Here is a 25,593-nt window from a genome sequence, read left to right on the forward strand (position 1 = left end):
GGCAACGGCACGGGCCGGGCGGAGAAAGACAAAAGACATGCGCCGGGCCGAATGAGACCCCATATTTCTGAGTCCATTCGACCCGGCGCGATAAAAGCTGCCCGAATTCAGTTTCAGTTCTTCTTCTGTGCCGGCTGATAAGCCCCCGGCGCCATCCGGGTCGCGATCGCGATCCGGTTGTAGGCGTTGATGACGGTGGCCGCCCAGATCAGTGCGGCGATCTGCTTCTCGTCGAAGACCTCCGCGGCCTCGGCGTATACCGCGTCCGGGACGTGACCGTCGTGCACCAGCGTCACCGCCTCGGTCAACGCCAGTGCGGCGCGCTCCTGTCCGGAGAAGAAGGGGGTCTCCCGCCAGGCGTTGAGCGCGTAGATCCGCTGCTCGGTCTCGCCCTGGGCGCGGGCGTCCTTGGTGTGCATGTCGAGGCAGAACGCGCAGCCGTTGAGCTGCGAGGCGCGGATCCTGATCAGTTCCAGGAGTTCCGGTTCGACCTTGGCGTCCTGGGCCGCGGAAACGGCGGCGCCGTGCAGGGAGCCCATCGCCGCGGAGACGTCGGGGGTGATTTTCTTGAGGGCCACGCGGGCTATGGAATCGCTATTGCTCATGGGGTCACTCTATCGGCGAACGGCATTCCGGAAAGGGAAAACGGACGATTATTCGGGAAGCGCCGCACACCATGCGTCCAGCGCCCCGGACCAGGCGTGCTCCGGCGGCGTCCCGTATCCCACGACCAGCGCGTCGTACCGCTCGACGGTCGCCTCCGGGTGACGGTAGCGGTGCGGGCCGTGCAGCGCGAGCCCCGGCCGGGCCGCGGCCCGCAGCGCCTCCTGTTCGGTGTCCGGCGACGCCCAGCGCCGGGGGCGCCGCCCTCGGTCAGAGGTAGCCCGGAGTCAGGACAGCCACGCCTTCCAGGTGGACTCGTGGCTGTCCACCCACTTCTTCGCCGCCTCGTCCGGCGACATCTTCTGGTCGGCGATCATCAGGGAGACCTCGTTCTGGTCCTCGGTCGTCCACGTGAACTTCTTCAGCAGGGCCGCCGCCTCGCCGCCGCTCTTCGCGAAGTCCGCGTTGAGGTACTTCTGCAGCGGGGTCTGCGGATAGGCGCAGGTGATCTTCGCCGGGTCGGCGTCGCAGCCCTCCTTGTAGGCGGGCAGCTTCACCTCGGTCATCGGGACCTTCTTGAACAGCCACTGCGGGGCGTACCAGTACGTCAGGAAGGGCTTCTTCTCCTTGGCGAACTGTTTCATCTGCGTGATCTGGGCGGCCTCGGAACCGGCGAAGACGACCTGGTAGTCGAGCTTCAGGTTCTCCACCAGCGCCTTGTCGTTGGTGACATAGGAGGGTGAGCCGTCCATCAGCTGGCCCTTGCCGCCGCTCTCCGGCGTACGGAACTGCGAGGCGTACTTGTTGAGGTTCTTCCAGTTCGTGACGTCCGGGTGCTGCTTGGCGAAGTACGTCGGCACGTACCAGCCGATGTGTCCGGTCACGCCGAGCCCACCGCCCGGCGTGATCGTCTTCTTGTCCTTGACGTACCGCTGCTCCTGCTCGGGGTGGCCCCAGTCCTCCAGGATCGCGTCGACGCGGCCCTGGCTGAGCGCGTCCCAGGCGGGCACCTCGTCGACCTGGACGGTGTCGACGCGGTAGCCGAGCCGGTGTTCCAGGAGGTACTGGGCGACGGCCACGTTGGCCTGGGCGCCCACCCAGGACTGGGTGGACAGGGTCACGGTCTTGGCGCCCTGGGCGTTGGCGAAGGGCGAGGCCTGCTTGGTCATGTCGGCGGCACCGCAGCCGGTCACGGTCACCAGCAGCAGGGAGCCCACTACGGCAGTCGTACGAAGTCGCATGTCACGCTCCCTTCTTCGCGCGGCGTTCGGTGGGCTGGGTCACCCGGTCGAGCATCAGCCCGAGGCAGACGATCGCGGCGCCGGCGACCAGGCCGGTCGCCAGGTCGCCCTGGGCGAGGCCGAAGACGACGTCGTAGCCGAGCGCGCCACCGCCGACCAGGCCGCCGATGATGACGACGGCGAGGACCAGGACCACGCCCTGGTTGACGGCGAGCAGCAGGGACCGCCGGGCCAGCGGGAGTTGCACCTGGCGGAGTTGCTGGCCACTGCCGGCGCCCAGCGAGCGCGCCGCCTCCATCGCCGCCGGGTCGACCTGGCGCAGGCCCTGGGTGGTGATACGGACGACGGCCGGCAGCGCGTACACGATCGCCGCGGCGACGGCGGGGGCGCGGCCGACGCCGAACAGGGCGACGACCGGGATCAGGTACACGAACTGCGGCATCGTCTGGCAGACGTCGAGGACGGGCCGCAGCATCCGCTCGAAGCGTTCGCTGCGGGCCGCCGCGATACCGGTCGCGAAGCCCAGGACGAGGGTGACGGCGACCGCCGCCAGTACCTGGGACAGCGTGTCCAGGGACGGCTTCCACACTCCGAGCACACCGATCGCGGCCATCGCGAGGACCGCGGTGAGCGCGGTCTGCCAGGTGCCGATCACCCAGGCCAGTGCGGCGACGATGAGCAGCACCGACCACCACGGCAGCCCCTGGAGGCCGTCCCGGAGCGGGTCGAGGACCCAGGTGGTGAAGTGGCCCGCCCAGTCGGCGGTGCCGCCGACGACGGGAACACCGGAGTAGAGGTGCGCGGTCATCCAGTCGACGGCCCGGTTGACGGGCTCGGCGATGTTCAGGGTCCATGCGTCGGGCCAGTCGAGGCGGCCCAGGAGACGTCCGGCGACCGCGACGGCCACCGCGGCGAGGAGGGCGTACACCCATCCCGCGCGCTGCGATCCCTCGGTCGGCGTGGTGCCGTCTCCGGCGGCGCCGGTGATCCGGTCGAGGACGACGGCGAGGAGCACGATCGGGATACCGGCCGCGAGGGCGGCGCCCACGTCGACGGAGGCCAGCGCCTGGTAGACGCGGTCACCGAGGCCGCCGGCGCCGATCACCGACGCGATGACGGCCATGGACAGCGCCATCATGATCGTCTGGTTGAGGCCGAGCAGGAGTTCCCTGCGGGCCAGCGGCAGCCGGGCGGTGAGCAGGCGCTGGCGGGCGGTGGAGCCCAGTGACTCGACCGCCTCCAGCACTCCCTTGTCGGCGCCGCGCAGACCGAGCGAGGTGAGCCGGGCCATGGGCGGGGCGGCGTAGACGACGGTGGCGAGAACCGCCGCGGGGACGCCGATGCCGAAGATGAGGACCACCGGGAGCAAGTAGGCGAAGGCGGGCAGGACCTGCATGGTGTCCAGGACCGGCCGCAGGATGCGGTCCATCCGGTCGGACAGCCCGGCGGCGAGCCCCAGCAGGGCGCCCACGGCGACCGAGGCGAGGACGGCCGCCACCATCAGGGCGAGCGTCTGCATGGTCGGGATCCACATGCCGAGCAGACCGCAGGCCAGGAACGCGGCGGCGGTCCCGGCGGCGAGTTTCACTCCGGCGACCCGCCAGGCGACCAGCGCGGCGATGGCGGTGACTCCGGCCCAGCCGACGCCGAGCAGCACCAGGTAGACGGCCCGTACGGCGAGGACGACGCCGTTGCTGACGTAGCCGAAGAAGTAGAGGAAGAGCGGGTGGCTGTCCCGGTTGTCGATGATCCAGTCACTGGTCCTGGACAGCGGGGCGGTGAAGTCGACGGTGAGCGCGTCCGGCCAGCTTCCGCTGGCCCAGTGGGCGTTGGCGAGGGGGACGAGGACCGCGGCGGCGAGGGCGAGCAGCAGCAGTTTGTGGACAGCCCGGTGCCTGAGGACGCCGGGGAGGGAGATCCGGGGGGCGGGAGCGGTGACCGTTGCCATCAGACTGCCTCCTTGCGGAGCTCCGTTCCGGCCACGACGTCCAGGAGCCGTGCGTGGTCGACGACCCCCAGACACCGGCCGTCCTCCACGACACACGCCGGTTCGCGGGTCCGGGCGACGACCTTGATCGCATCGGCGACCACCGCGTCCGGGGCGAGCGCGTCCGGGTGGTCCAGGGCGCCGCAGTCCCCGGGGCGCATGGCCGTGCGGACCGTCATGACCTGCTCGCGCGGGACGTCCCGGACGAACTCGCGGACGTAGTCGTCGGCCGGGGAGCCCACGATCTCCTCCGGAGTGCCCAGCTGCACCACGGCGCCGTCACGCATCAGCGCGATACGGTCGCCCAGTTTGAGCGCCTCGCTGAGGTCGTGGGTGATGAACACCATCGTGCGGCCTTCCTCCTGGTGCAGCCGCACGACCTCCTCCTGCATGTCGCGCCGGATCAGCGGGTCGAGCGCGCTGAACGGCTCGTCGAACAGCAGGACCTCCGGGTCGACGGCGAGCGCGCGGGCCAGTCCGACGCGCTGCTGCTGGCCGCCGGAGAGCTGGCCCGGGCGGCGCTGCTCCATGCCTTCCAGGCCGACCTTGTCGACGACGTCCTGGGCGCGTGCCCGGCGTTCCGCCCTGCCGACGCCCTGGATCTCCAGGCCGTACGCCACGTTGTCGAGGACGGTGCGGTGCGGCAGCAGACCGAAGTGCTGGAAGACCATCGCGGCACGGTGGCGGCGCAGTTCGCGCAGCCGGGACTTGTCCATGGCGCGGACGTCCTCGCCGTCGATGCGGATCGTGCCGGCCGTCGGCTCGATCAGCCGGGTCAGACAGCGCACCAGCGTGGACTTGCCGGAGCCGGACAGGCCCATGACGACGAAGACCTCACCCTTGCGTACGTCGAAGGAGACGTCCCGGACGGCGGCGGTGCAGCCGGTGCGGTCGCGCAGCTCGGCGGGTTCGAGGACGTTCAGCTCGGGGTCGGCGGGGACGGTGTCGGCCTTCGGGCCGAAGACCTTCCACAGGCCGTCCACCGAGAAGACGGGGGCGGCGGAGTCGTCCGTGGGGGGCTTGCGGGTGGGAACTGTGAGCGCCATCAGGCGTCTCCTCCGATCAGTTCGGCCGCCTTCTCACCGACCATGAGCACCCCGATCATGGGGTTCACCGCGGTCATGGTCGGGAAGACGGAGGCGTCGGCGATCCGGATACCGTCCAGACCGCGGATCTTCAACTCGGGGTCGACGACAGCCAGTCGGTCGTCGGCGGCTCCCATACGGCAGGTCCCCGCCGGGTGGTACACGGTGTGCGCGACCTTGCGGGCGTACTCGCTCAGCTCCGCGTCGTCCGTGATCTGCGGCCCCGGCGCCACCTCGCGTTTGAGCCAGCCGGCCAGCGGCTCGGTCTTCGCGATCTCACGGGCGATCTTGATCCCGTCGACGAGGGTACGGCCGTCGTAGTCGTCCTCGTCCGTGAAGTAGCGGAAGTCCAGGGCGGGCTTCACCGACGGGTCGGCACTGGTCAGGTAGAGCCGGCCGCGGCTCTTCGGCTTGGGGATGTTCGGGGTCATCGAGACGCCGTACGGGGGGCGTTCGTAGCCCAGTCGCTCCGGGTTGTCCGTGAAGGGGATCTGGTAGAAGTGGAACATCAGGTCGGGGCCCGCGTGTTCGGGGTCGCGGCGTACGAACAGGCCCGCGTCGGAGTCCATCGCGGAGTTCTCGGGGATGGGGCCGTTCGTCTCCCAGACGATCACCGACTCGGGGTGGTCGAGGAGGTTCTCGCCGACGCCCGGCAGGTCGTGCACGACCTCGATGCCCAGCTTGACGAGGTCCTCCTTCGGGCCGATGCCGGAGTGCAGCAGCAGCCGGGGCGAGTCGACGGCACCGGCACACAGGAGCACCTCCTTGCCGGCCCGGACGAGGATCTCCTCGCCCTCCTTCGTGCGCACGTGCACGCCCTCGGCGCGGGTGCCGTTCAGCTCCAGGCGGTACGCCCAGGTCTCCAGCAGGATGTGGAGGTTGGGCCGCTCGTCCATCACCGGGTGGAGGTACGCCACCGAGGCGCTCGACCGCTTGTTGTTCTCGGGGTGGTAGGCGAGGTCGAAGAAGCCGGCACCGTCGGTGAACGGCTTCTTGTTGAAGCCCTCGACGCGGGGAACTTCCAGCGCCTCCTGCGCGGCGTCCACGAAGTCGCGGGCGATGGCGTTGCGGTCCTTCTCGTCGACCGGAACGATGTTGTTCTTCAGCCGCGCGAAGTACGCCTCCATCGGCACCGCGCCCCAGCCCTTGGCACCGGCCGCCTCCCACTCGTCCCAGTCGGACGGCAGCGGCTTGAACGCGATCAGGGTGTTGTGCGAGGAACAGCCGCCGAGGACACGGGCCCGACTGTGCCGGATGTGGGAGTTGCCGCGCGGCTGCTCGGTGGTCGGGTAGTCGTAGTCGAGTTCGCCGCCGAGCAGGCCCATCCAGCGGCGCAGGGTCAGCACGTCCTCGCGGTCCACGTCACTGGGGCCGCCCTCGATGACGGCGACGGTTACGTCGGGGTCCTCGGTGAGACGGGAGGCGATGACGGATCCTGCGGTGCCGCCACCTATGACGACGTAGTCGTAGACATGTGGGTTCTCGGGCATCGGGGGTACTCCAGGGGCGTACGAGGCCGGGGCTCGGGGTGGCCGGGGAGGTGGGGCCGGGGAGGTGGGGCCGAGTGGCCAGGGGCCGGTGGGGGGACGGGGTTTGAGGGGACGAGGGACGAGGTTTGGGCGTCGGCGTGAGGACCGAGCTTCGGGCCGGTGGAGGGTGAAAGCTTCGGGCCGGTGGAAGGTGAAAGCTTCGGGCCGGTGGAGGGTGAAAGCTTCAGGCCGAGGGGGCAGGGGGCTTCAGGGTCGGCGTGCGGAGCTTCGGGGGCCGGCATGGGGAGGGGATCAGCCGGCGAACCAGCGGACGGGCTTCGGTGCGAGGTTCTGGTAGACGTGCTTGGTCTCGCGGTACTCGGCGAGCCCGGCGGGGCCGAGTTCGCGGCCCACTCCGCTCTTGCCGAAGCCGCCCCACTCCGCCTGCGGGAGATAGGGGTGGAAGTCGTTGATCCAGACGGTGCCGTGCCGCAACCGGCCCGCGACCCTGCGGGCCCGGCCGGCGTCGGCGGTCCAGACGGCGCCCGCGAGACCGTACTCGGTGTCGTTGGCGAGGGCGACGGCCTCGTCCTCGGTGCGGAAGGTCTCGACGGTGAGCACCGGTCCGAAGACCTCCTCCCGTACGACCCGCATCTCGCGGTGGCAGTGGTCGAGGACGGTCGGCTCGTAGAAGTAGCCGCTCTCGGGCCGCTCGGGGGACGGCTCGGGGCGCTTGCCGCCGGAGCGCAGCACCGCCCCTTCCTTGAGGGCGGAGTCGACGTACGCCTCCACCTTGGCACGCTGCTGTTCGGAGACCAGGGGGCCGCACTCCACGCCGTCGGCGGTGCCGCGGCCGAGGCGGATCCTCCCGGCCCGGCGGGCGAGCTCGGTGACGAAGCGGTCCCGTATGGAGTCCTCGATGATGAGGCGGCCACCGGCCGAGCAGACCTGGCCACTGTGGATGAACGCCGCGTTGAGGGCCTGGTCGACGGCGGTGTCGAAGGCCTCGTCGGTGGCGCAGGCGTCGGCGAAGACGACGTTGGGGTTCTTGCCGCCGAGTTCCAGGGCGACCTTCTTGACGCTCGGGGCGGCGGCCTGGGCGACCTTGGTGCCGCTCGCCAGGCCGCCGGTGAAGGAGACGAGGTCGACGTCGGGGTGCTCGGCGAGCCGGGCGCCGACCGAGTGGCCGGGGCCGGTGACGATGTTGGCGACACCGGCGGGGAGCCCGGCCTCCGCCAGCAGGTCGATCAGCGCGATCGTCGTCAACGGGGTGATCTCACTCGGCTTGACCACGAAGGTGTTGCCGGCCGCGAGCGCCGGGGCGATCTTCCAACTGGCCTGGAGGAGGGGGTAGTTCCAGGGGGTGATCAGCGCGCACACGCCGACGGGCTCGTGCACGACGACGCTGTGGATGTCGGGCGAGCCCGCGTCGACGACCCGGCCCGGCGCCTCGCCGGCGACAAGGTCGGCGAAGTAGCGGAAGGCGTCCGCGACACAGTCGATGTCGACCCGGCCCTCCTCCACGGTCTTGCCCGCGTCCCGGCTCTCCAGCAGACCCAGCTCTTCACGGTCGCGTACGAGAAGATCGGCGACGCGGCGCAGCAGTTCGGCGCGCTCGGTGACCGGGGTGCGGGGCCAGTCGCCGTGGTCGAACGCCTTCCTGGCGGCCGCGACCGCCAGGTCGGTGTCCTTCTCGTCGCCCTCCGCGACCACGGCGAACGGCGCGGCGTCCACGGGGTCGAGGATCTCGCGCGTGGCGCCGGAGACGGCTTCAATCCACTCCCCGTCCGCGTGGATGGTCTTCCGCGGTCGCAGTTCCATTCTGTCCGCCATGATCGGTATTGCCTTCCGTTCCTGTTCAGTACCCCTGCGTCACATACGCGCCACTCGCCGGGACGGTGCCCACATGCCCCCGCACCTCGATTGCATGCACAATCCGTGGCCGAAAGTGCGCGGCATCACTGAACATGCGGACCAATAGGGCAAACCAGTCACTGGAGAGGTGTCGTGCCCACCGGTCATGAATGGGTGGACCGGGTGCGCCGTTCAATCGAGGCGGCGGACGAAGACGTCGCTGGTCTCGTTCGTGTCCCCGGGTACGAGGTCGTCCTCCGCGGAGGTGAAGGCCACGGTCCGGCCGAAGGCGTCGACAACAGGGGACGTGCGTTGAGCTCTGTCGCTCTGCGCCCCGTCCTCCGTGACATCGACCCGCTGGACCTCGCCTGTGACCAGGTCGCGTACGAAGGCGTCCGCGACGCCGTTCGTGTCGCCCGGCACCAGGTTGTCGGCGGACGAGGTGAAGACCACATGCCGATTGTCGGCGCTGAGAGCAGCTCCGCCGGCCGAGTGGTCGTTCGGCTCCGACCCGTCGTAGGCGAGTGTGAGGCGCCGGGTGGCTCGGGTGACCAGGTCCTTGGCGAAGACGTCCCGTTTGTCGTTGGTGTCGCCCGGCACGATCTCCGGCCACTCACTGGCGTAGAGAGCGTAGCGCCCGTCCGGGCTCAGCCCGATGTCGCCTCGGACGGCCACGGGCACGCCGTCGCCGGTGTGCGCCGCCAGGACGGTTCGCCCCGAGCGGGTGTCGTGTACGTAGAAGATGAAGGCCTCCGGCCGTCTGACGCCGGGGGCATCCGGTCGCGCCCCCGCTTCGTCGTCCCCGTCGAGGGAGAACTGGGTCCGAAAGCCGATCCGGGTCCCGTCCGCGCTGATCGCCGCGCCCTCCGAGAACCCGTCGGTCTGGGTGCCGTCGTCGGCCACGCTGACCCGTTCGGTGGTCTTCTTCCAGCGGTCGCGGACGAAGACGTCCCGACGGTCGTTGGTGTCCCCGGGGACCAGATCGCTCCTGCTGGAAGTGAAGGCGACGTAGCGGCCGTTGGCGCTGATGGACGGTTCGTCGGTCTGGGCCCAGGCGACCCCGGCCTTGACGAGGACCTCTGTCCGCCCCGTCAGGCGGTCGTGGACGAATACGTCCAGGGCGTCAGGAGTGTCGCCGGGCGCCAGGTTGTCGGCGTAGGAACTGAAGGCGATGTAGCGCCCGTTCGCGCTCATCGAGTACGTCAGGGCCTCGTTGTCGGCCTGGGAGCCGTCGTCGGCCACGTTGACCCGCTCGATCGTGCCGGTGTGCAGATCCTTGACGAAAATGTCGGAAAACCCATTGCTGTCACCGGGCACCAGATTGGTTGCCGAGGAAGCGAAGGCGATGTAGCGGCCGTTGGCGCTGATGCCGCCCACACCGGAGAAATCGTTCGCCTGTCCGCCCTCGGCCGTGACACTGACCCGTTCCGTGCGCGGCCGGGGTTCGCGGCCGGACGCCACCGCCATGGTCACCGGCAGCGCGGTCGCGCAGCTGCCCACTAACGCCGCCAGCACGGCGACCTGTCTCAGACCACGCACTGCTCCCCCTTCGACAAGCTCCTTGGGCCCTGGACGTACGGGCCAAGCGAAGCCAATACCGGGAACCGGCCGCGGGCAACGGGGCGGGAGGACAAAGCGAGAGGACAAACAAGCCGACGCCGCCCGGCGGGCCCCGAGTTCTGCCCCGGAACCTCCGGCAGTCCCTTCGACCGCATCGACTGGTGCCCCGCCATCTGTCCCGCCATCTGTCCCGCCATCTGCCCCGCCATCTGTCCCGCCCTCTGTCCCGCGCACAGTGTGCCCGTGGCGGCATGAGGTACGTCGCCGCTCAGTCGATCGCCGCCGGGTCGCAGGCGTAGGGCGGGCAGAAGTGGTCCAAGGCGGTGGTGAGCAGCTCCAGTTCGTCGTCGCCGCCGTCCGCGTCCGGGCCGTAGGCGGCGATGGCGTAGAGGGTGCCGTCCGCCGCCACGAACCGCTCGTCGTAGACGTGCCAGGTGCCCACGTCGGGCTCCCCCTTGATGCGGTCGGCCAGGTACTCCAGCCGTGAGCCGGTGAACTCGCCGTCGTCGAGGTTCGTGAGAGAGATTTCCTTGAAGCCGGCGGGCTTGGCCGTCTGGTCGGACAGGTACAGGTCGAACGACGCGTCCGGGGTCTCCTCGGCGACCTGGTAGAACTGCAGCCGGTGTTCGCCGTCCGCACTGCGGTAGTTGACGACGGCGATGCCGAACTGGGAGGGCACCGTGCTGCGGGTCCATCCCTTGGGCCGCGCTGTCCGGAAGCCCTCGGTGTCCTCGTACGACTCGTAGCCCGCGGGGAGTCCGGGGGGCGAGACGGACGGGGACGCCGTCTCCTCGGTGGGTGTCGGCTGGGGATCGCTCTGCTGCGCGACCTCGGTCGGCGGGGACGACTCGGACGCGCTCGCCGCAGCCGACGGCTTGTCGTCCCCGGAGACCACCAGAGTCAGCACGAGGCTGACGGCCACTCCTACGGCGGCGGCCCCGATCAGGACGGACCACACGAGCCGACGGCTCATCCCCCGGCCGGGGGCGGGTGCCGGGGCTGGGGCAGAAGCACCGGGGGGCCAGGCACCGCTCGGCCACGGGGCGGGCGGCCAGGCACCGTTTCCGCCGGCCTGACCCGGCAGACCCGCGGCCTGACCCGGCAACCCCGGCCCGCTGCTCGACACTTGGGTAGGGGACCACGCCGCATCACCAGCGCCGACCCCCGCGACCGCCGGGCCGGAGGGCGTTCCCTGCCCGGGCGTTCCCTGCCCGGGTGCCTCGCCCGGTGTCCCCTCCTTAGATGTTCCCTCCCCCGCCGTCCCCGACGGCGCGAACGCCGGCCGAGCCGGTGGCGGTGGGGTGACCGCGGCGGACGGAGACTCCGTACCGTCGCCGTCCTCCCAGCGTTGGGTCTCCTCGTTCCAGTATCGTGCTCCCCCGCTCATGACGTCCCTCTCCGTTCCGCGCTCAGCTGTTGAGGAGGCCGGCGACAGCACCGGCCGAGGCGACGAGGCTCACCAGGGACTGGGAGTCCTGGAGCAGCCGGCGCAGGCGGTCCAGGCGGGACGGGGCGGCCGCACCGGTGCGGGTGATCTCGTCCTCGGTGTCCGCGAGCGCCTCGTCCAGCGCGGCCGTCTCGTCGCTGGCCCGCATCCGGGTCAGGTCGGCCCGCAGCTCTCGTACTGCCGCCAGCAGTTCCTCGGCGGCCTGGTCGCGGGGCACCGGTGCTGTGCCGTGGTGGCTCTCGGCGTGCGCGTGGCTGCCGATCGCGAAGGTGCTCTTCGAGACACCGCCGCTGATGCTGACGTGGGGCTCATCCGTTGCCATCGGTGCCGGATCCCTTCTGCGGCGCAGTGCCGCCGGACGTCGTGGAAGAAGTGGCGGAGGTCGTGGCCGGGGGCGTGGCGGAGGTCGTGGCGGAGCTGGCCTTGGCGTGGCTGCCCACCGCGAACGTGCTGTCCTCGACACCGCCCTCGATGTTCACGCCGCCACCGCTGACGTTGACGATCTTCTGGACGAACTCGCCGGTCTGGTAGCCGGAGTCGGAGAGCGCGGCCCGCACCCCGTGCGCCACCCGGTCCTGCACGCTCTTGAGATAGCGGGAGACATCCATCCCCTGGAACGTGGAACCGACACGCGCCGAACCCAGCTCCCGCACCGACAGGGCCGGCCCGTCGGGCAGCGCGCCCGCGTATCCGCCGGTCAGCAGCCGCCACGCGGAGACGAGCCCCTTGGCCGGCGCGACCAGGGAGTGGGCCGCGGAGCCGGGTACCCGGGCGATGGCCCAGGCGGCCTTGCCGACCACGCTGTTGTGGCGGAAGGCATGGGCCGTACGGTCGGCGTCCTTGAAGTCCGCGCGTACCGGCAGCAGGACATGCGGGGCGATCTCCAGCGTGAGCATGCGGCCCTGGGTGTGGATACGCACGAACACCGTGACGATCAGCTCCTCCTCCCAGCCGCCGACGCGGATGCGCAGAAAGTGCCGCCGCTTCTCGGCGCCCTCCTCGACCGCACGCGCCCGGTGCTCCTCGAAGGCCTGCTCGTTGTACGGCGCTTCCTCGCGCCCCCTGAGCCCCTCGGCGGGCAGGAACACGTACTCGTCGATCTCCATCCAGCGCAGCCGGTCGCGCACGGTGTGCCCGGCGAACTCGGCGGGCAGCCGCAGCTGTTCCAGCAGCGGGCGTACCTTCTCCAGGACCGTGCGGTTGTTGAGCGGCTGCTGCTTCTTCATCCCGTCAGGACGCAGTTCGACGGCCAGGACCCAGGTCTCGTGGGCCTCGCCCGCCCCGCAGAACGGCCGCGCCTCGTGGTACATGACCAGCGGCGCGTGCTGCTCGGTCCGGATACGTTCCTTCAGCCGCTGGAACCGCTGCCCCTCGGCCTGCTCCGCCGGGTCGGCTGCGGCGTCCGGGAAGCGTGCCGGGGACAGCTCGGCGTCCATCACCCTGGCCCACTGGATCTGCTTCGCGACCACGCACAGCGCGATGAGCGCGAACATGCCGAGCGTGAGCCAGGCCCGCCAGGGTTCGATCAGGCCGCTGGCCTTGCCGGGGTCGGGGGCCAGCAGGTCGGTCCAGCTGGAGGAGTCGCCCGAGGAGTCGCTGGAGTAGCCGTACGAGTCCGAGGACTGGTACGAGTCCGAGGACTGGTGCGAGTCGTCGTCCTTGCCGCCGAACGCGGCGAAAAGCGTGATGAGCAGGAAGAGCGCGAAGGTGAAGCGGCCCCACCAGCGGATCAGGAAGGCGAGCAGCCGCCGGTTGACGGGCGGGTCGGCGGCGTCGCCGCGGACCCAGCCGGCGAAGGCGAGCAGCAGGCTGGGGCCGAGGAAGCCGGCCAGCAGGCCGCCTGTCAACGGCAGCCCGACCACCCACAGGAAGAGGATCGCCCCGGCCCACAGCAGTTCCTGGCGGCGGGCCCGCAGGGCATGCGCGAGGACCCGGGCCGCGTCGAAGCCGAGCGAGGGGGCGACGATCCGCTGCTCGTTGAGATGGAGCTGCTCGATCACCTTGTCCCGGTAACCGGAGTCCAGATAGGCGCCCGCACACAGCAGCCGACTCGCCTCGGTGGCGTGCGGCGGAGTGGGCGGGTGCGGTGGTGCCGAGGGCGCCGGTGTGGCGCCCGTGTCGCTCGGCTGTGGTTGTTCAGGCACATAGGTGGTGCTCACGCCGATCCCCCGATGCGTGTAAAGGCCCATACTCAGAGTGCTGTTGACAAACAATCAGCATAGAGGGACAGGGGAGACCAGCGGAACCGGAATGTCAGCTCGCTCGCCCCGGACAGCATCCGCCCATCAGCGCCCGACCGTCAGAACCCGACCATCAGAACCCGACCATCAGCGCCGATCGTGGACGCCCCGGCACGGCGCACGGGCCCCGTCCCGGTCGAAACCGGAGCGGGGCCCGTGCGGGGTCCTGAGGGAGCCGGGGGGTACGGCAGGGTCAGATGAGGCCGAGACCGCGGACCGCCTCGCGCTCCTCCTCGAGCTCCTTGACGGAGGCGTCGATGCGGGCGCGGGAGAACTCGTTGATGTCCAGGCCCTGGACGATCTCGTAGCTGCCGTCCTTGGTGGTGACCGGGAAGGAGGAGATCAGGCCCTCCGGGACGCCGTAGGAGCCGTCCGACGGGATGCCCATGGAGGCCCAGTCGCCGTCGGCCGTGCCGTTGACCCAGGTGTACACGTGGTCGATGGCGGCGTTGGCTGCGGAGGCGGCCGACGACGCGCCACGGGCCTCGATGATCGCGGCGCCGCGCTTGGCGACGGTCGGGATGAAGTCGTCGGCCAGCCACTTCTCGTCGCTCACGACCTCGGCGGCGTTCTTGCCGGCGATGGTGGCGTTGAAGATGTCCGGGTACTGGGTGGCGGAGTGGTTGCCCCAGATGGTCAGGCGCTTGATGTCGGCGACCGTGGAGCCCGTCTTCTTCGCGAGCTGGGTCAGCGCGCGGTTGTGGTCGAGGCGGGTCATCGCGGTGAAGCGCTCGGCCGGTACGTCCGGGGCGGCGGCCTGGGCGATCAGGGCGTTGGTGTTGGCCGGGTTGCCGACGACCAGGACCTTGATGTCGTCCGCGGCGTTGTCGTTGATGGCCTTGCCCTGCGGCTTGAAGATGCCGCCGTTGGCCGAGAGCAGGTCACCGCGCTCCATGCCCTTGGTGCGGGGGCGGGCGCCGACGAGGAGGGCGACGTTCGTGCCGTCGAAGGCGACGTTCGGGTCGTCCGTGATGTCGATGCCCTGAAGGAGCGGGAAGGCGCAGTCGTCCAGCTCCATGGCGGTGCCCTCGGCCGCCTTGAGCGCCGGGGTGATCTCGAGAAGGCGGAGCTTGACCGGCACGTCCGCGCCGAGCAGCTGGCCGGAGGCGATGCGGAAGAGCAGGGCGTAACCGATCTGGCCGGCCGCGCCGGTGACGGTGACGTTCACGGGAGTGCGGGTCATGGCGTTCTCCGTATGACAGCTGGCGGTGGGGCGTCCCTGCCCCGGACGTTTGATCGATCTCTTGGCGTCAAGAGAGATCCAGCGGTCAGGCTATCGCGCATCCGGGATGTCGGACGTCCGGGGTTGTGTGGCCCACCCCACAGGCCGGTGCCGTTGCCGCCGCCGCCGGACTTTGCGGCGTCTCGTCCGGGCCGACAGGAAGCTGACAGGGGGAGGCGGCCGCCCGTCCGGGAGAGGGGGACGAAGGCGGCCGCCGTATGGGGGTGCCGTTTCCGGACTCCCGAGGGGGTAACGTTCGCGTGCCCGCGATTCGGGGAGCCATGCGCACGGTGTCCGGAATTCTTTCGACACGCCACGCCACGCCACGTCACGCTCGCGACCGCCCCCTCGCGACCGCCCCCTCGTGCGCGGGCGCTCGTGTGCGGGCCCGGCTGGGGTTTGCCGCCCCAGCCTGCCGACCACCCGGCACCCGGCCACCCGGCCACCCGGCCTCTGCTTCAGGCCTGAACAACCTCGTCCGCAAGGCCGGACGGGCTGCTGGGTGGCCCCTCCTGCTTGGTGCGCCCGTTCTGCATGGTGCACCCGTTCGGCTTGGTGCGCCCGTTCGGCTCACGGTTCTGCTTCGTGCACCCGTCCCGTCCTACTGGGTGCACCCCTCCTGCCCGGCCGCCAGCGTCACGCAGGCCTTCGCCTCGCCCGCGTCCTTCACGGCCACCATCGGGGTGTACGCGATCGTGTCGCCGACCACCGTGACGGTCCCGTTCTGCTCGGTCTTCCCCACGGTCACCCGCACCTCATCACCCTGTACGGCCTGCGTGATACGGCCCCACGCCGCCGCACAGGTCTCGCTGTAGCGGACCTCGACGACAGCGGCGCCGACGGTCGCGGTCTTGGCGGTGGTCACGAGGTCGCCGCTGCAGCCCATGCTCTCCGCGTCCTTGCCGGTGCAGGAGGCACCGCTGCACTTCACCCCGGCCGGAAGTTTGGCGTCACTGAGGGACGGCGAGGGCGACGGCGCGGCGTTCTGCTTCTTGCCTTCGCGGCCGTTCGTCAGGAAGAAGGCGGCGGCCACCACGACCACCACGCCGACGACGCCCGCGAGGAACATCGTCAACCGCCTCTTGCCGCCCGCCCCGCCGGACGGGCCACGGCCGGGCCGGCGCCCCTGCGGGGGTTGGCCGTACGGCCCCGTCGACGCCGGATTCCACCCTGGCCCGTCGGCCGGGGTGGACGGCGTGGACGTGGGTGAAGGCGACGGAGACGGGGACGGGGACGGAGACGGGGGCACCGGCGTTGAGGGGGTCGACGCGGGCGGCACAGCCCCTGCCGTACGGCCACCACCGGTCGGCGACGGACCCTGATAGCCCGCCAGTCCCCAGGAGTTCCGGCTCGATGAGCCGTCCGGGGAGCCGTCCGAAGAGCCGTCCGGGGAACCAGCTGACGAACCGGCCGCCGCCCCCGGCTTCACCCCACTCGACGAACCGCCCGCCGCCCCCGGCTTCACCCCACTCGACGAACCGCCCGAGGATCCGCTCGTACCACCCGAGGGCCGCGCCTCCCGTACCCCGCCGCCGATCGAGTCGCGGGCTTCCGGCGCCGTCGGCTGCGGCGGCACGGTCGGGGCCACCCCCGCCGGTCCGGCGATGCCGGGCGTGGCCGTGGCGCTGCCGCTCCTGCGGGCCGGTCTGCTTCCCCCGGCGTTCGCCGCGGGGGCGCCGGCCTCTCCGCCGAACTCGCCGAGCGCGGCGCGCGCCTGGGAGATCCGGATGGCTTCCATGGTCATGTCGTGGCGCATCTCGGAGCGGCTCCAGGCGCGCTCGGCGAGCTCCCACATCGTGGTCAGATGAATGGGATTGGTGCCGGTGACCTCGGCCAGGGCGACGATCGCACCCTTCGGCGCGAGGAGCCGACCGTTCAGATACCGCTCCCAGGACGTCTTGCTGTAGCCGGTGCGGTCCGCCACCGCCGCGATACTCAGGCCACTGCGGTCCACGAGCCGGCGCAACTGGCTCGCGAACTCCCTGACCTGCGGATCGAGTTCGTCCGGCAAAGCCTTCCAACGAGGCATTGCTCCCCCTCTTCCCCCGGTAGTGCTGGTTCTTCCGCGCGTTTCCCGGTGCGTGGTGCCCTCTGCCGAGTCCCCGTTGTGGCTACCCACAGGGATGCGCACACTCAGGATCTCAGTTCCCGGGGTGGGGGGCGCACAGGTGCATCGTGGCCGCGGGCATGCACCGTCGCACGCCCACCGGAAAGAGGTCCAGCGCTCCGCCGGCAGAGGGGTAACGCTAGTACCGATATCGAACGACTTCGTGTCAAATGCACGAACGTGTCAATACATCAACACAGGAGGTACACACCGGAAATACCGCCTGCCACGGCAGTGTCCGGCTCACCCGAACCCCACCCTGCCGACCACCTCCATCAGCGGCGTGAGGCGGAGCAGCAGCACGGCCGACCCCAGCAGTCGCCCGCCCCGTCCGCGCCCGCTCTTCTCGACCGCGCTGCAGCGAACCGCGCTGTAGCGAACCGCGGACACCGTGGCGGAACGGTCACTTCCGTGCCACAGCCGGCCTACAGCCGTTGAACAGGCAGTTCCCGTGCAGGAGGGTGGATCCGGACGGCGGCCCGTCCTTCACTCGGGGGAGAGGACGGGCCGCCGGTCCCGGTGCCCCGGTCAGCCGCTGACCGTGAAGTGCAGGGTGTCCTTGAGGAACGGGATCACCAGCCAGGGGTTCGGCTGCACCATCAGCGCCAGCAACGCGATCGCGGAGCCCAGCACGCCGTACGTGACCATGTCGGTGAAGCGGGAGCGCACGGCGAGCATGCCGACGTCCGGCACCAGCCAGCGCAGGACGCCGCCGGCCAGCAGCGCGACGCCGATCAGCAGCGTGCCGGAGCGGAACTGGTCGAGGGCGGTCAGCAGCAGGCCGACTCCCACCGCCGTCAGGACGCCGAGGATGGGCCACTGCCGGGCCGGCGCCGGCGCGTCCCGCGGCGCGGCCCGGCCACCGCCCTCGGGACGCGCGGTGTCCCTGGTGAACAGCGGGAACCGCCGGGTAGCCCGCCGCGGCCTCCCCTCGGCATCGGGCACACTGACGGCGTCCCGCACCTCAACGTCCTCCGGCTCCACCCCGGTGCCCGACACCGTGGTGCCCGACACCGTGGTGCCGTCGAGGGACCCGGGGTCGTCAACGGTGGCGGTGGTCTCCACTACCGCGGTGGCCGATACGACCCCGGTGGCCTCTACGACCCCGATGTCGCCCGACGCCGCATGGGCACCCGAGGCCGCAGCGCCGTCGGCGGCTCCGTCGTCATCGACGGCCCGGGTGTCGTCACGAGCCCCGGCGCCGGTGCCTGCGCCGGCGAGGGTCCGGCGGGAGTCGCCCGCCTCTGTGTCGCCGGCGGCCCGGGGCTCGTTCACGGCCTCGGTGTCACCGACGTCCTTGACGTCGTCGGCCCGCCCGGTCTCCTCCGCCCGCGCCATCTCCTCGGCCCTGCCCCGCCTGTCCTCAGCCGGCACTGCGCTCTGCCGCCTCCACCACGTTGACGAGCAGCTGGGCCCGGGTCATCGGGCCGACGCCGCCGGGGTTCGGGGAGATGAAGGCGGCCACCTCGGCCACGTCCGGGTGGACATCGCCGACGATCTTGCCCTCGGCGCTGCGGGAGACGCCGACGTCGAGGACGGCGGCGCCCGGCTTCACGTCCTCGGCGCGGATCAGGTGCGCGGAACCGGCCGCGGCGACGATGATGTCCGCCCGCTTGAGGTGCGCCGACAGGTCCCGGGTGCCGGTGTGGCACTGCGTCACCGTGGCGTTCTCGCTGCGGCGGGTCAGCATCAACGGCATCGGCCGGCCGATGGTCACGCCACGGCCGACGACCACCACCTCGGCGCCCTTGATCTCCACGCCGTACTGACGGAGCAGCGTCAGCACGCCGTTAGGGGTGCAGGGCAGCGGCGCGGGCTCGTTGAGGACGAGCCGGCCGAGGTTCATCGGGTGCAGGCCGTCGGCGTCCTTGTCCGGGTCCATGAGCTCCAGGATCCGGTTCTCGTCGATGCCTTTGGGCAGCGGCAGCTGGACGATGTAGCCGGTGCAGGCGGGGTCCTCGTTCAGCTCGCGGACGACCGCCTCGATCTCCTCCTGCGTCGCCGTGGCCGGCAGCTCGCGCTGGATGGAGGCGATACCGACCTGCGCACAGTCACGGTGCTTGCCGGCGACGTACTTCTGGCTGCCGGGGTCGTCCCCGACGAGGATCGTGCCGAGGCCGGGCGTGATGCCCTTCTCCTTCAGCGCCGCCACGCGGGCGGTCAGATCGGACTTGATCGCGGCTGCGGTGGCCTTGCCATCGAGAATCTGGGCGGTCATGGTCCCATTCTCGCGGATGACCCGGTCCCGGTACCAATCCGGGGCCCCTGGAAAGGTGCCGCACCCGCCCCCGTATGCCCTCATGATCAGCGATGTTGCACTTGCACAACGCCTGCGGAATGCGGCTGGACAAGCGCGACGATCGTGAAGAATCATGACATGCACAGTGCCGCGGGCAGCTCATCGGGGGGACGGCCGCATCCGCATGACTTTCCTCCGTACGATGCCGCCGCGCGTCGTCCCCGCACTTGAAGTCGACGGAGGAAGAACCGCCATGAGTTACGGCGATCCGAACAACCCATACGGCGCGCCCCAGGGCCAACAGCAGCCGCAGCAGCCGGGCTACGGCTACCCGCAGCAGCAGCAGGGCCAGGCGCCCGGTTACGGCTACCCGCAGGCCCCGCCGGTCGGACAGGCCGCCTACGGCGCCACCGCCCCGATGACCACGATGCCCGGCTCGGTCGGCGCCGCCCGCGTGATGCTGTGGGTCATCGTCGGCCTCCAGGTCATCGGCGTGGCCGTCTTCGCGTTCGCCGCCGTGGCCGTCGACAAGGCCAAGGACGACGCCGCCTTCGAGCAGTTCGCGGACTACCCGACCGGCGTGCTGTGGGGCTTCATGGTGTTCGCGCTGGCGTGGCTGGTGTGGGCGGCCTTCCTGGCGACGAAGTTCACCTCCGGCGGCAACGGCCTGCGCGTCACGGCCCTGGTCTTCGGCGTCCTCACCGCGGTCTTCGGCCTCTACCCGTTCCCTGTGGTGGGCATAGTCCACCTGGTGCTCGGCATCCTGATCGCCGTCTTCGTCGGCAACTCCAAGGGCAAGGCCTGGTTCAACCGCCCGCGCTACTGAACAGTTCGCGCCATTCCTGCCCAAGGGCCGTGTTCACCCGCACGAGGGGGACACGGCCCTCGTGCGTCGCCCTACTCTGACCTCTGTAGCCGTCAGGCACGGGGAGAAGCACCTTGTACAGCATCATCGTGGTACCTCCGCCGACCACGGAGGACGAACGCAGTCGCACCCAACGGCAGCTCGCGCCCGGCGAGCGGCTGACCTTCGGCCGTTCCGAACGCGACAACGACCTGATCGTCCCCCATGACGGGGTCTCCCGCAGAGCGGGCGCGATCAGCGCACAGGGCGCCTTCTGGACCCTGAGCAACCTCTGCGGCCACCAGACGTACGTCGTGGAGAACCCGGAGGGCGCGGGCGAGCACATCAAGGTCGGGCCGGGGCGACTGGACGCGCCGGTACCGTTCGAGTTCTCGCGGATCGTGCTGCCCGCCGCGGGCGACCTGCTGGCCATCGACGTGTGGGCGCCGCGTCACGACTATCTGCGCACCGAGAGCGGCCTCGACGGCGACACCACCGCGCCCGCCTTCTCCGTCGACCGCAGCAAACGCTACTTCGCGGTCCTCGCCGCGCTCTGCGAGCCACGGCTGCGCGGGGAACCGCACGCCCCGCTGCCCACGGTCGATCAGGTCGTGGACCGGCTGCGCCCGAACTGGCCGGCGGCGTCCCGGACCTCCGTCCAGTGGAACATCGACTATCTGGCCGTCAAACTGCGCCTCAAGCCCGGCCCGGAGGCCGCGGAGACGGGCGCCCGGCTCAACGGCAAGAAGGAGTCCCTGGTGTCGCTGGCGCTCCGCTTCGACCTGGTCCGGGAGGACGATCTCACCGTCCTGACGGCGGCGGCCGCCCGGAGGTCACAGTGACCGAGCCGTACGCCGTGCCGGTGCCCCGGGGGTACCGGGTCGGCGCCTGGGAGGTGCGCGAGCCGATCGCGACCGGCGCGTTCGGAAGCGTGTACGAGGCCCGGCGCACGGAGGACACGGGTGACGCGGGAGAACCGGGACGCACGGGAGACGCGGAGGGTGCGGCGGGTACGGAGGGTGCGGGGAAGACGGAGGGTGCGGGGAAGACGGAGGGTGCGGGGAGCACGGGGCGCACGGGGCGCAGGAAAGGCACGGCGGGCGCAAAAGGCACCGCGGCCACGCCGGAGTTGCCGCGCACCGCCGCCCTGAAGTTCCTGCCCACCGGCACGGGCACCCCCAGGCAGCTGACCCATCTGCGCGAACTCATCGAGCGGGAGGTCGAGTTACTCCGTCGGCTCAACCGCCCACGCCTGATCCGGATGTACGACACCCTCACCGTCGACGACCCCGGACAGCCCGCCCTCGACGGTGCCACGGTCCTCGTACTGGAGAAGGCGGAGCGCTCACTGTCCGCCCTGCTCGCCGCCTCGCCCCGGCCCGCCGCCGGGCCCGCGCTGCTGGCGCAGATCTGCGAGGGACTGGCCCAACTGCATCGCGCGGGCTGGGTGCACGGGGACCTGAAACCGGCCAACGTGCTGCTGATGAAGGACGGTTCCGCGCGGCTGGCCGATTTCAACATGGCCGCGGAGCTGGAGGGCACGCACGCGTACACCCCCGCGTTCTCCACGCCCGACTACACCCCGCCGGAACTCCTCTGGTCGGAGATCGGCGAACGCGGCCGCCGGATCCGCCCGTCCGCCGACGTCTGGGCCTTCGGTGTCCTCGCCCATCTCGTCCTCACCGACTCCTTCCCGCTGCCCGGCGGCACGCCGACGGCCCGCCGCGACGCGGCCGCCGCATACGCCCGCGGCACCGACGAACTGCGTCTGTCGCCGACGCTGCCGGACGCGTGGCGGCAGATCGTGCAGGACTGTCTCACGCGTACGCACGCCGGCCGCGTCACCACCGAGGCCCTGCTCCGCCGGGTCGAGGCCGCGGCGGGCACGGGCCGCTCGCCCCGCCCGCTCCGGCTGCGCCTCGCCCGCCGTACGGCCGTCCTGGCCGCCGTGGCCGCCACGGTGGCGGTGGCCGCACTCGGCTACGGCGTCTCCACCTGGTCGGACACCGGCGGCAAGGACAACACCGGTGCCGGTGCAAGCGGGGGCGGTGGCGATGGCGGTGGGACGGTCTCCGCAGCCACCAGCACCCAGAACGCCACGTCCGCCGACTACGGAGCCGCCGAACTCCGCACGGACAAGGGCATCCCCGTGAAGTACCGCAAACTGATCGTCGACTCGGCCCACAACTGCACCCAGCCGGAGATCACCCCCGCCCTCATCGCGGCGATGCTCAAGGCGGAGAGCAACTTCGACCCGGACCTCTCCGACCCCGCCAACGGCGAGTACGGCATCGCCCGCTGGACCCCGAACATCCTGCGCTGGTGGGTCCGCAGCGACGGCGTCCCCGCGGAGGAGACCCCCCGCCCTCCCCTCAGCCCCGAACAGTCCATTCCCGCCGTAGGCCGCTACCTCTGCGCCATCGAGCCGCTGCTGAACCCCTCCCTGCCGGGCGACCGACGGGTGCTGCTCGCCGCCTCGTACCGGACGTCCTACAAGAAGGTGAACGCCGCGAACGGTGCTCCCCCGAGGGCCCGCGCCTACACCGTCCGCGTCGCTCACTACCTCAAGGAGTACACGCCCCCCGGCGAGAAGTGACCCTGAGAACTCCGAGGTACCCGGCTGCCCCCGCCGGTGGAAGCGTGGCTCCCGAGGCGGCCTCCGACCCACTCGGGGGAGAGCCGGAGGCCGCCGGGCGGGATGCTCGCTACCCGCAGGATGCTCGCTACCCGCCGCGGGGGCGGGCTGCCTGCGGGATGCGGGCTACCCGCGTGATGCGCGGTGCGGGCTACCCGCGTGACGCGGGGTGCGGGGTGCGGGGTGCAGGGTGCAGGGTGCCTGCGGGGTGCGGGCTAGTGGAAGAAGTGCCGCGTCCCCGTGAAGTACATCGTCACGCCAGCCTTCTTCGCGGCCTCGACGACCAGTTCGTCGCGGACCGAGCCGCCGGGCTGGACCACGGCCTTCACCCCGGCCTCGACGAGGATCTCCAGGCCGTCCGGGAAGGGGAAGAACGCGTCCGAGGCGGCGTACGCCCCCTGCGCGCGCTCGGCGCCCGCCCGCTCCACCGCCAGCTTCGCGGAGTCGACACGGTTGACCTGCCCCATACCGACGCCGACCGAGGCGCCATCCTTGGCGAGGAGGATCGCGTTGGACTTGACGGCCCGGCAGGCCTTCCAGGCGAAGGCGAGCTCGGTCAGCTGCTCGGGGCTCAGCGCCTCGCCCGTCGCCAGCGTCCAGTTGGCCGGATCGTCGCCCTCGGCCTGGAGGCGATCGGCGACCTGGAGGAGGGCGCCGCCGTCGATGGGCTTGACGTCGACGGGGTGCGCGGGGCCGTCGGAGCAGCGCAGCACGCGGATGTTCTTCTTCCTGGCGAGGGCCTCCAGCGCGCCGTCCTCGTAGTCGGGCGCGACGATGACCTCGGTGAAGATCTCGGCGACCTGCTCGGCCATCTCCTTCGACACCGGGCGGTTGACCGCGATCACACCGCCGAACGCCGACAACGGGTCGCAGGCGTGCGCCTTGCGGTGCGCCTCGGCGACGTCCGCGCCGATCGCGATGCCGCACGGGTTGGCGTGCTTGATGATCGCGACACACGGCTCGGCGTGGTCGTACGCGGCACGACGGGCGGCGTCCGTGTCCGCGTAGTTGTTGTACGACATCTCCTTGCCGTGCAGTTGCTCGGCCTCCGCCAGGCCGCCCGTGCCCGCGGTGTACAGGGCGGCGGGCTGGTGCGGGTTCTCGCCGTAGCGCAGGGTGTGCGCGCGCTCCAGGCTGGTGGCGAGGAAGGAGGGGAACGGCGAGTCGTCGGCGGGCGCGTAGGCGGAGGCGAACCAGGAGGAGACCGCGATGTCGTACTCGGCCGTGTGCCGGAAGGCCTCGGCGGCCAGCCGCTTGCGGGTGCCGAGGTCGAAACCGCCGTCCTTGACCGCGGCGAGGACGTCGCCGTAGCGGGCGGGGCTGGTGACGACGGCGACCGACGGGTGGTTCTTGGCGGCGGCGCGCACCATGGACGGCCCACCGATGTCGATCTGCTCCACGCACTCGTCGGGCGTGGCACCGGAGGCGACGGTCTCGCGGAACGGGTAGAGGTTGACGACCACGAGGTCGAAGGGCTCGACGCCCAGCTCCTCCAGCTGCCGCCGGTGGTCCTCGAGCCGCAGGTCGGCGAGGATGCCCGCGTGGACCTTGGGGTGCAGGGTCTTGACGCGGCCGTCCAGGCACTCGGGGAAGCCGGTGAGGTCCTCCACCTTGGTGACGGGGACGCCTGCGGAGGCGATCTTCGCGGCCGTGGACCCGGTGGAGACGAGCTCGACGCCCGCCTCGTGCAGCCCGCGCGCGAGGTCTTCGAGCCCGGTCTTGTCGTAGACGCTGACGAGCGCACGACGGATGGCCCGCTGGTTGCTCTCGGCGGTGGCGGTCACTGGATAACTACCTTTCGTCCCTCAATGCGATAGCCGTTGCGGGCGAGGCGCCCCACGACCTCGACGAGCAGCCTTCGCTCGACTTCCTTGATGCGCTCGTGCAGAGCGCTCTCGTCGTCCTCGTCCCGGATCTCGACCACGCCCTGAGCGATGATCGGGCCGGTGTCGACGCCGTCGTCGACGAAGTGGACGGTGCAGCCGGTGACCCTGGCGCCGTACGCGAGCGCGTCACGGACGCCGTGGGCGCCGGGAAAACTCGGCAGCAGCGCGGGGTGGGTGTTGACGAACCGACCGCCGAAGCGCGCCAGGAACTCCTTGCCCACGATCTTCATGAACCCGGCGGAGACGACGAGGTCGGGCTCGTGGGCGGCGGTCGCCTCGGCGAGGGAGGCGTCCCACTCCTCGCGCGTCCCGTAGTCCTTGACCTTCCGCACGAAGGTGGGAATCCCCGCGCGCTCGGCCCGCGCCAGCCCCTCGATGCCCTCGCGGTCGGCGCCCACGGCCACGATCTCGGCGCCGTACGCCTCGACGCCGACGGTCGCGATGGTGTCGAGCAGCGCCTGGAGATTCGTACCGGATCCGGAGACCAGCACGACAAGGCGCTTGGCCACGGGCTTGGCGGCCACGGTGGGGCCCTTTCTCGGGGGTGCGTCGGTGCGGGCGGCCTGTGCATTCCTACGAATGCTTCGCGCCCCGGGATACAGGGAAGCCTACGAAGCGGCCGACCGTCAGCAACGATACCGGCACAGCGGGCGGCCCCCGCGGGACGGGGGCGTGGCCGGAAGGTAGCGTCTGCGAGGAGCGGGCTCGGGAACGCGGTCGTGGTGTGGTGCGTTCTCCAAGTGACAGCTCAGGCCAGACAGCCTTATCACCTAGGGGAAGACGCTCACTTGATGCCGGACCGCAGCCTGCGACTCCTCACGTTTCCCCCGCAGTCACCGCAGGGAGGGGAGCGCATGGGCATGCTGCTGCGAGAGCGCCCGGCCTCTCCGTCGGACGCGACGGACGCGACGGGCACGAGTGGCGGTGGTGGCGGTGTCGGTGGCCGGGGCGGCGGGTTCCCTCCGGGTGCCGGCGAGGGGCAGGGCGGCCAGTCGCCCCAAGGTGACGTCGGCAGCCGAGGCGAGGGCAGCAGCCGAGGCGAGGGCGCGCACCAGGACGACAGACGCGACGGAGACGATGGGCGCGACAGCACCGACGGGCGCGACAGCACCGACGGGCGCGACAGCACCGACGGGCGCGACAGCACCGACGGGCGCGACAGCACCGACGGGCG

General features: G+C 71.1%; 19 protein-coding genes and 2 pseudogenes. 4 read left to right on the top strand and 17 right to left on the bottom strand.

From position 1 onward, the window contains the following. Nucleotides 1–113 precede the first annotated feature (113 nt). The 15 genes and pseudogenes from M2271_RS13860 to M2271_RS13930 form a co-directional block, all read right to left on the bottom strand. Nucleotides 114–605, bottom strand: a complete 492-nt coding sequence (locus tag M2271_RS13860) for a carboxymuconolactone decarboxylase family protein (protein ID WP_280887472.1) — start codon at nucleotides 603–605, stop codon at nucleotides 114–116. 48 nt (nucleotides 606–653) lie between these two features. Further along, a pseudogene (locus M2271_RS13865) lies at nucleotides 654–842 on the bottom strand (PLP-dependent aminotransferase family protein); the annotation flags it as partial. 48 nt (nucleotides 843–890) lie between these two features. Beyond that, nucleotides 891–1,844 carry an ABC transporter substrate-binding protein gene (locus M2271_RS13870; protein WP_280887473.1) on the bottom strand — a complete coding sequence of 318 codons (954 nt, stop codon included), beginning with the start codon at nucleotides 1,842–1,844 and terminating at the stop codon, nucleotides 891–893. 1 nt (nucleotide 1,845) lies between these two features. Next, entirely contained in the window at nucleotides 1,846–3,792 is a 1,947-nt protein-coding gene (locus M2271_RS13875; protein WP_280887474.1) for an ABC transporter permease subunit, read from the bottom strand. Further along, nucleotides 3,792–4,877 (bottom strand): glycine betaine/L-proline ABC transporter ATP-binding protein, encoded by a 1,086-nt coding sequence (locus tag M2271_RS13880; RefSeq protein WP_280887475.1) that lies wholly within the window; start codon nucleotides 4,875–4,877, stop codon nucleotides 3,792–3,794. The genes M2271_RS13875 and M2271_RS13880 overlap by 1 nt, the downstream gene beginning before the upstream one ends. Next, nucleotides 4,877–6,406 carry a GMC oxidoreductase gene (locus M2271_RS13885; RefSeq protein WP_280887476.1) on the bottom strand — a complete coding sequence of 510 codons (1,530 nt, stop codon included), beginning with the start codon at nucleotides 6,404–6,406 and terminating at the stop codon, nucleotides 4,877–4,879. The genes M2271_RS13880 and M2271_RS13885 overlap by 1 nt, the downstream gene beginning before the upstream one ends. Before the next feature lie 291 nt (nucleotides 6,407–6,697). After that, nucleotides 6,698–8,218: an aldehyde dehydrogenase family protein gene (locus M2271_RS13890; protein WP_280887477.1), complete on the bottom strand. Its 1,521-nt coding sequence runs from the start codon at nucleotides 8,216–8,218 to the stop codon at nucleotides 6,698–6,700. Between the two features lie 213 nt (nucleotides 8,219–8,431). Further along, nucleotides 8,432–9,778: a hypothetical protein gene (locus M2271_RS13895; protein ID WP_280887478.1), complete on the bottom strand. Its 1,347-nt coding sequence runs from the start codon at nucleotides 9,776–9,778 to the stop codon at nucleotides 8,432–8,434. A 289-nt stretch (nucleotides 9,779–10,067) separates the two neighbouring features. Next, nucleotides 10,068–10,772 carry a hypothetical protein gene (locus tag M2271_RS13900; protein WP_280887479.1) on the bottom strand — a complete coding sequence of 235 codons (705 nt, stop codon included), beginning with the start codon at nucleotides 10,770–10,772 and terminating at the stop codon, nucleotides 10,068–10,070. Nucleotides 10,773–11,208: 436 nt separating this feature from the next. Further along, nucleotides 11,209–11,568, bottom strand: a complete 360-nt coding sequence (locus M2271_RS13905; protein WP_280887480.1) for a hypothetical protein — start codon at nucleotides 11,566–11,568, stop codon at nucleotides 11,209–11,211. Next, a complete protein-coding gene (locus M2271_RS13910; protein ID WP_280887481.1) occupies nucleotides 11,555–13,405 on the bottom strand; it encodes a hypothetical protein in 1,851 nt (616 codons plus the stop codon). The genes M2271_RS13905 and M2271_RS13910 overlap by 14 nt, the downstream gene beginning before the upstream one ends. A 274-nt stretch (nucleotides 13,406–13,679) precedes the next feature. Then, nucleotides 13,680–14,669 (bottom strand): malate dehydrogenase, encoded by a 990-nt coding sequence (locus tag M2271_RS13915; RefSeq protein ID WP_280887482.1) that lies wholly within the window; start codon nucleotides 14,667–14,669, stop codon nucleotides 13,680–13,682. A gap of 640 nt (nucleotides 14,670–15,309) precedes the next feature. Continuing rightward, on the bottom strand, nucleotides 15,310–16,737 hold the full coding sequence (locus tag M2271_RS13920; RefSeq protein WP_280887483.1) for an XRE family transcriptional regulator: 1,428 nt from the start codon (nucleotides 16,735–16,737) through the stop codon (nucleotides 15,310–15,312). A 606-nt stretch (nucleotides 16,738–17,343) separates the two neighbouring features. Further along, nucleotides 17,344–17,814, bottom strand: a complete 471-nt coding sequence (locus tag M2271_RS13925; protein WP_280887508.1) for a DUF3017 domain-containing protein — start codon at nucleotides 17,812–17,814, stop codon at nucleotides 17,344–17,346. A gap of 364 nt (nucleotides 17,815–18,178) precedes the next feature. Continuing rightward, nucleotides 18,179–19,033, bottom strand: a complete 855-nt coding sequence (locus M2271_RS13930; protein ID WP_280887484.1) for a bifunctional methylenetetrahydrofolate dehydrogenase/methenyltetrahydrofolate cyclohydrolase — start codon at nucleotides 19,031–19,033, stop codon at nucleotides 18,179–18,181. A gap of 274 nt (nucleotides 19,034–19,307) precedes the next feature. Here M2271_RS13930 and M2271_RS13935 point away from each other — a divergent pair, with 274 nt between their 5' ends. From M2271_RS13935 to M2271_RS13945, 3 genes are all read left to right on the top strand, one after another. Continuing rightward, the gene (locus tag M2271_RS13935) at nucleotides 19,308–19,880 is read left to right on the top strand and encodes a hypothetical protein (protein ID WP_280887485.1); all 573 of its coding nucleotides are present in this window, start codon (nucleotides 19,308–19,310) and stop codon (nucleotides 19,878–19,880) included. A gap of 113 nt (nucleotides 19,881–19,993) precedes the next feature. Next, the gene (locus M2271_RS13940) at nucleotides 19,994–20,740 is read left to right on the top strand and encodes an FHA domain-containing protein (RefSeq protein ID WP_280887486.1); all 747 of its coding nucleotides are present in this window, start codon (nucleotides 19,994–19,996) and stop codon (nucleotides 20,738–20,740) included. Continuing rightward, complete coding sequence (locus tag M2271_RS13945; RefSeq protein ID WP_280887487.1) at nucleotides 20,737–22,494, top strand: protein kinase; 1,758 nt, start codon at nucleotides 20,737–20,739, stop codon at nucleotides 22,492–22,494. The genes M2271_RS13940 and M2271_RS13945 overlap by 4 nt, the downstream gene beginning before the upstream one ends. Before the next feature lie 254 nt (nucleotides 22,495–22,748). Here the strand turns inward: M2271_RS13945 and purH are convergent, their stop codons facing one another. Both purH and purN read right to left on the bottom strand, forming a co-directional pair. Continuing rightward, the gene (purH, locus tag M2271_RS13950; protein ID WP_280887488.1) at nucleotides 22,749–24,317 is read right to left on the bottom strand and encodes a bifunctional phosphoribosylaminoimidazolecarboxamide formyltransferase/IMP cyclohydrolase; all 1,569 of its coding nucleotides are present in this window, start codon (nucleotides 24,315–24,317) and stop codon (nucleotides 22,749–22,751) included. After that, on the bottom strand, nucleotides 24,314–24,943 hold the full coding sequence (purN, locus tag M2271_RS13955) for a phosphoribosylglycinamide formyltransferase (protein ID WP_280887489.1): 630 nt from the start codon (nucleotides 24,941–24,943) through the stop codon (nucleotides 24,314–24,316). The genes purH and purN overlap by 4 nt, the downstream gene beginning before the upstream one ends. Nucleotides 24,944–25,210: 267 nt before the next feature. Here purN and M2271_RS13960 point away from each other — a divergent pair. Further along, nucleotides 25,211–25,593: pseudogene (locus tag M2271_RS13960) on the top strand (hypothetical protein); the annotation flags it as partial.

The sequence above is a fragment of the Streptomyces sp. LBL genome, assembly GCF_029893585.1.
In the GTDB taxonomy this organism is placed as follows: Bacteria; Actinomycetota; Actinomycetes; order Streptomycetales; family Streptomycetaceae; genus Streptomyces.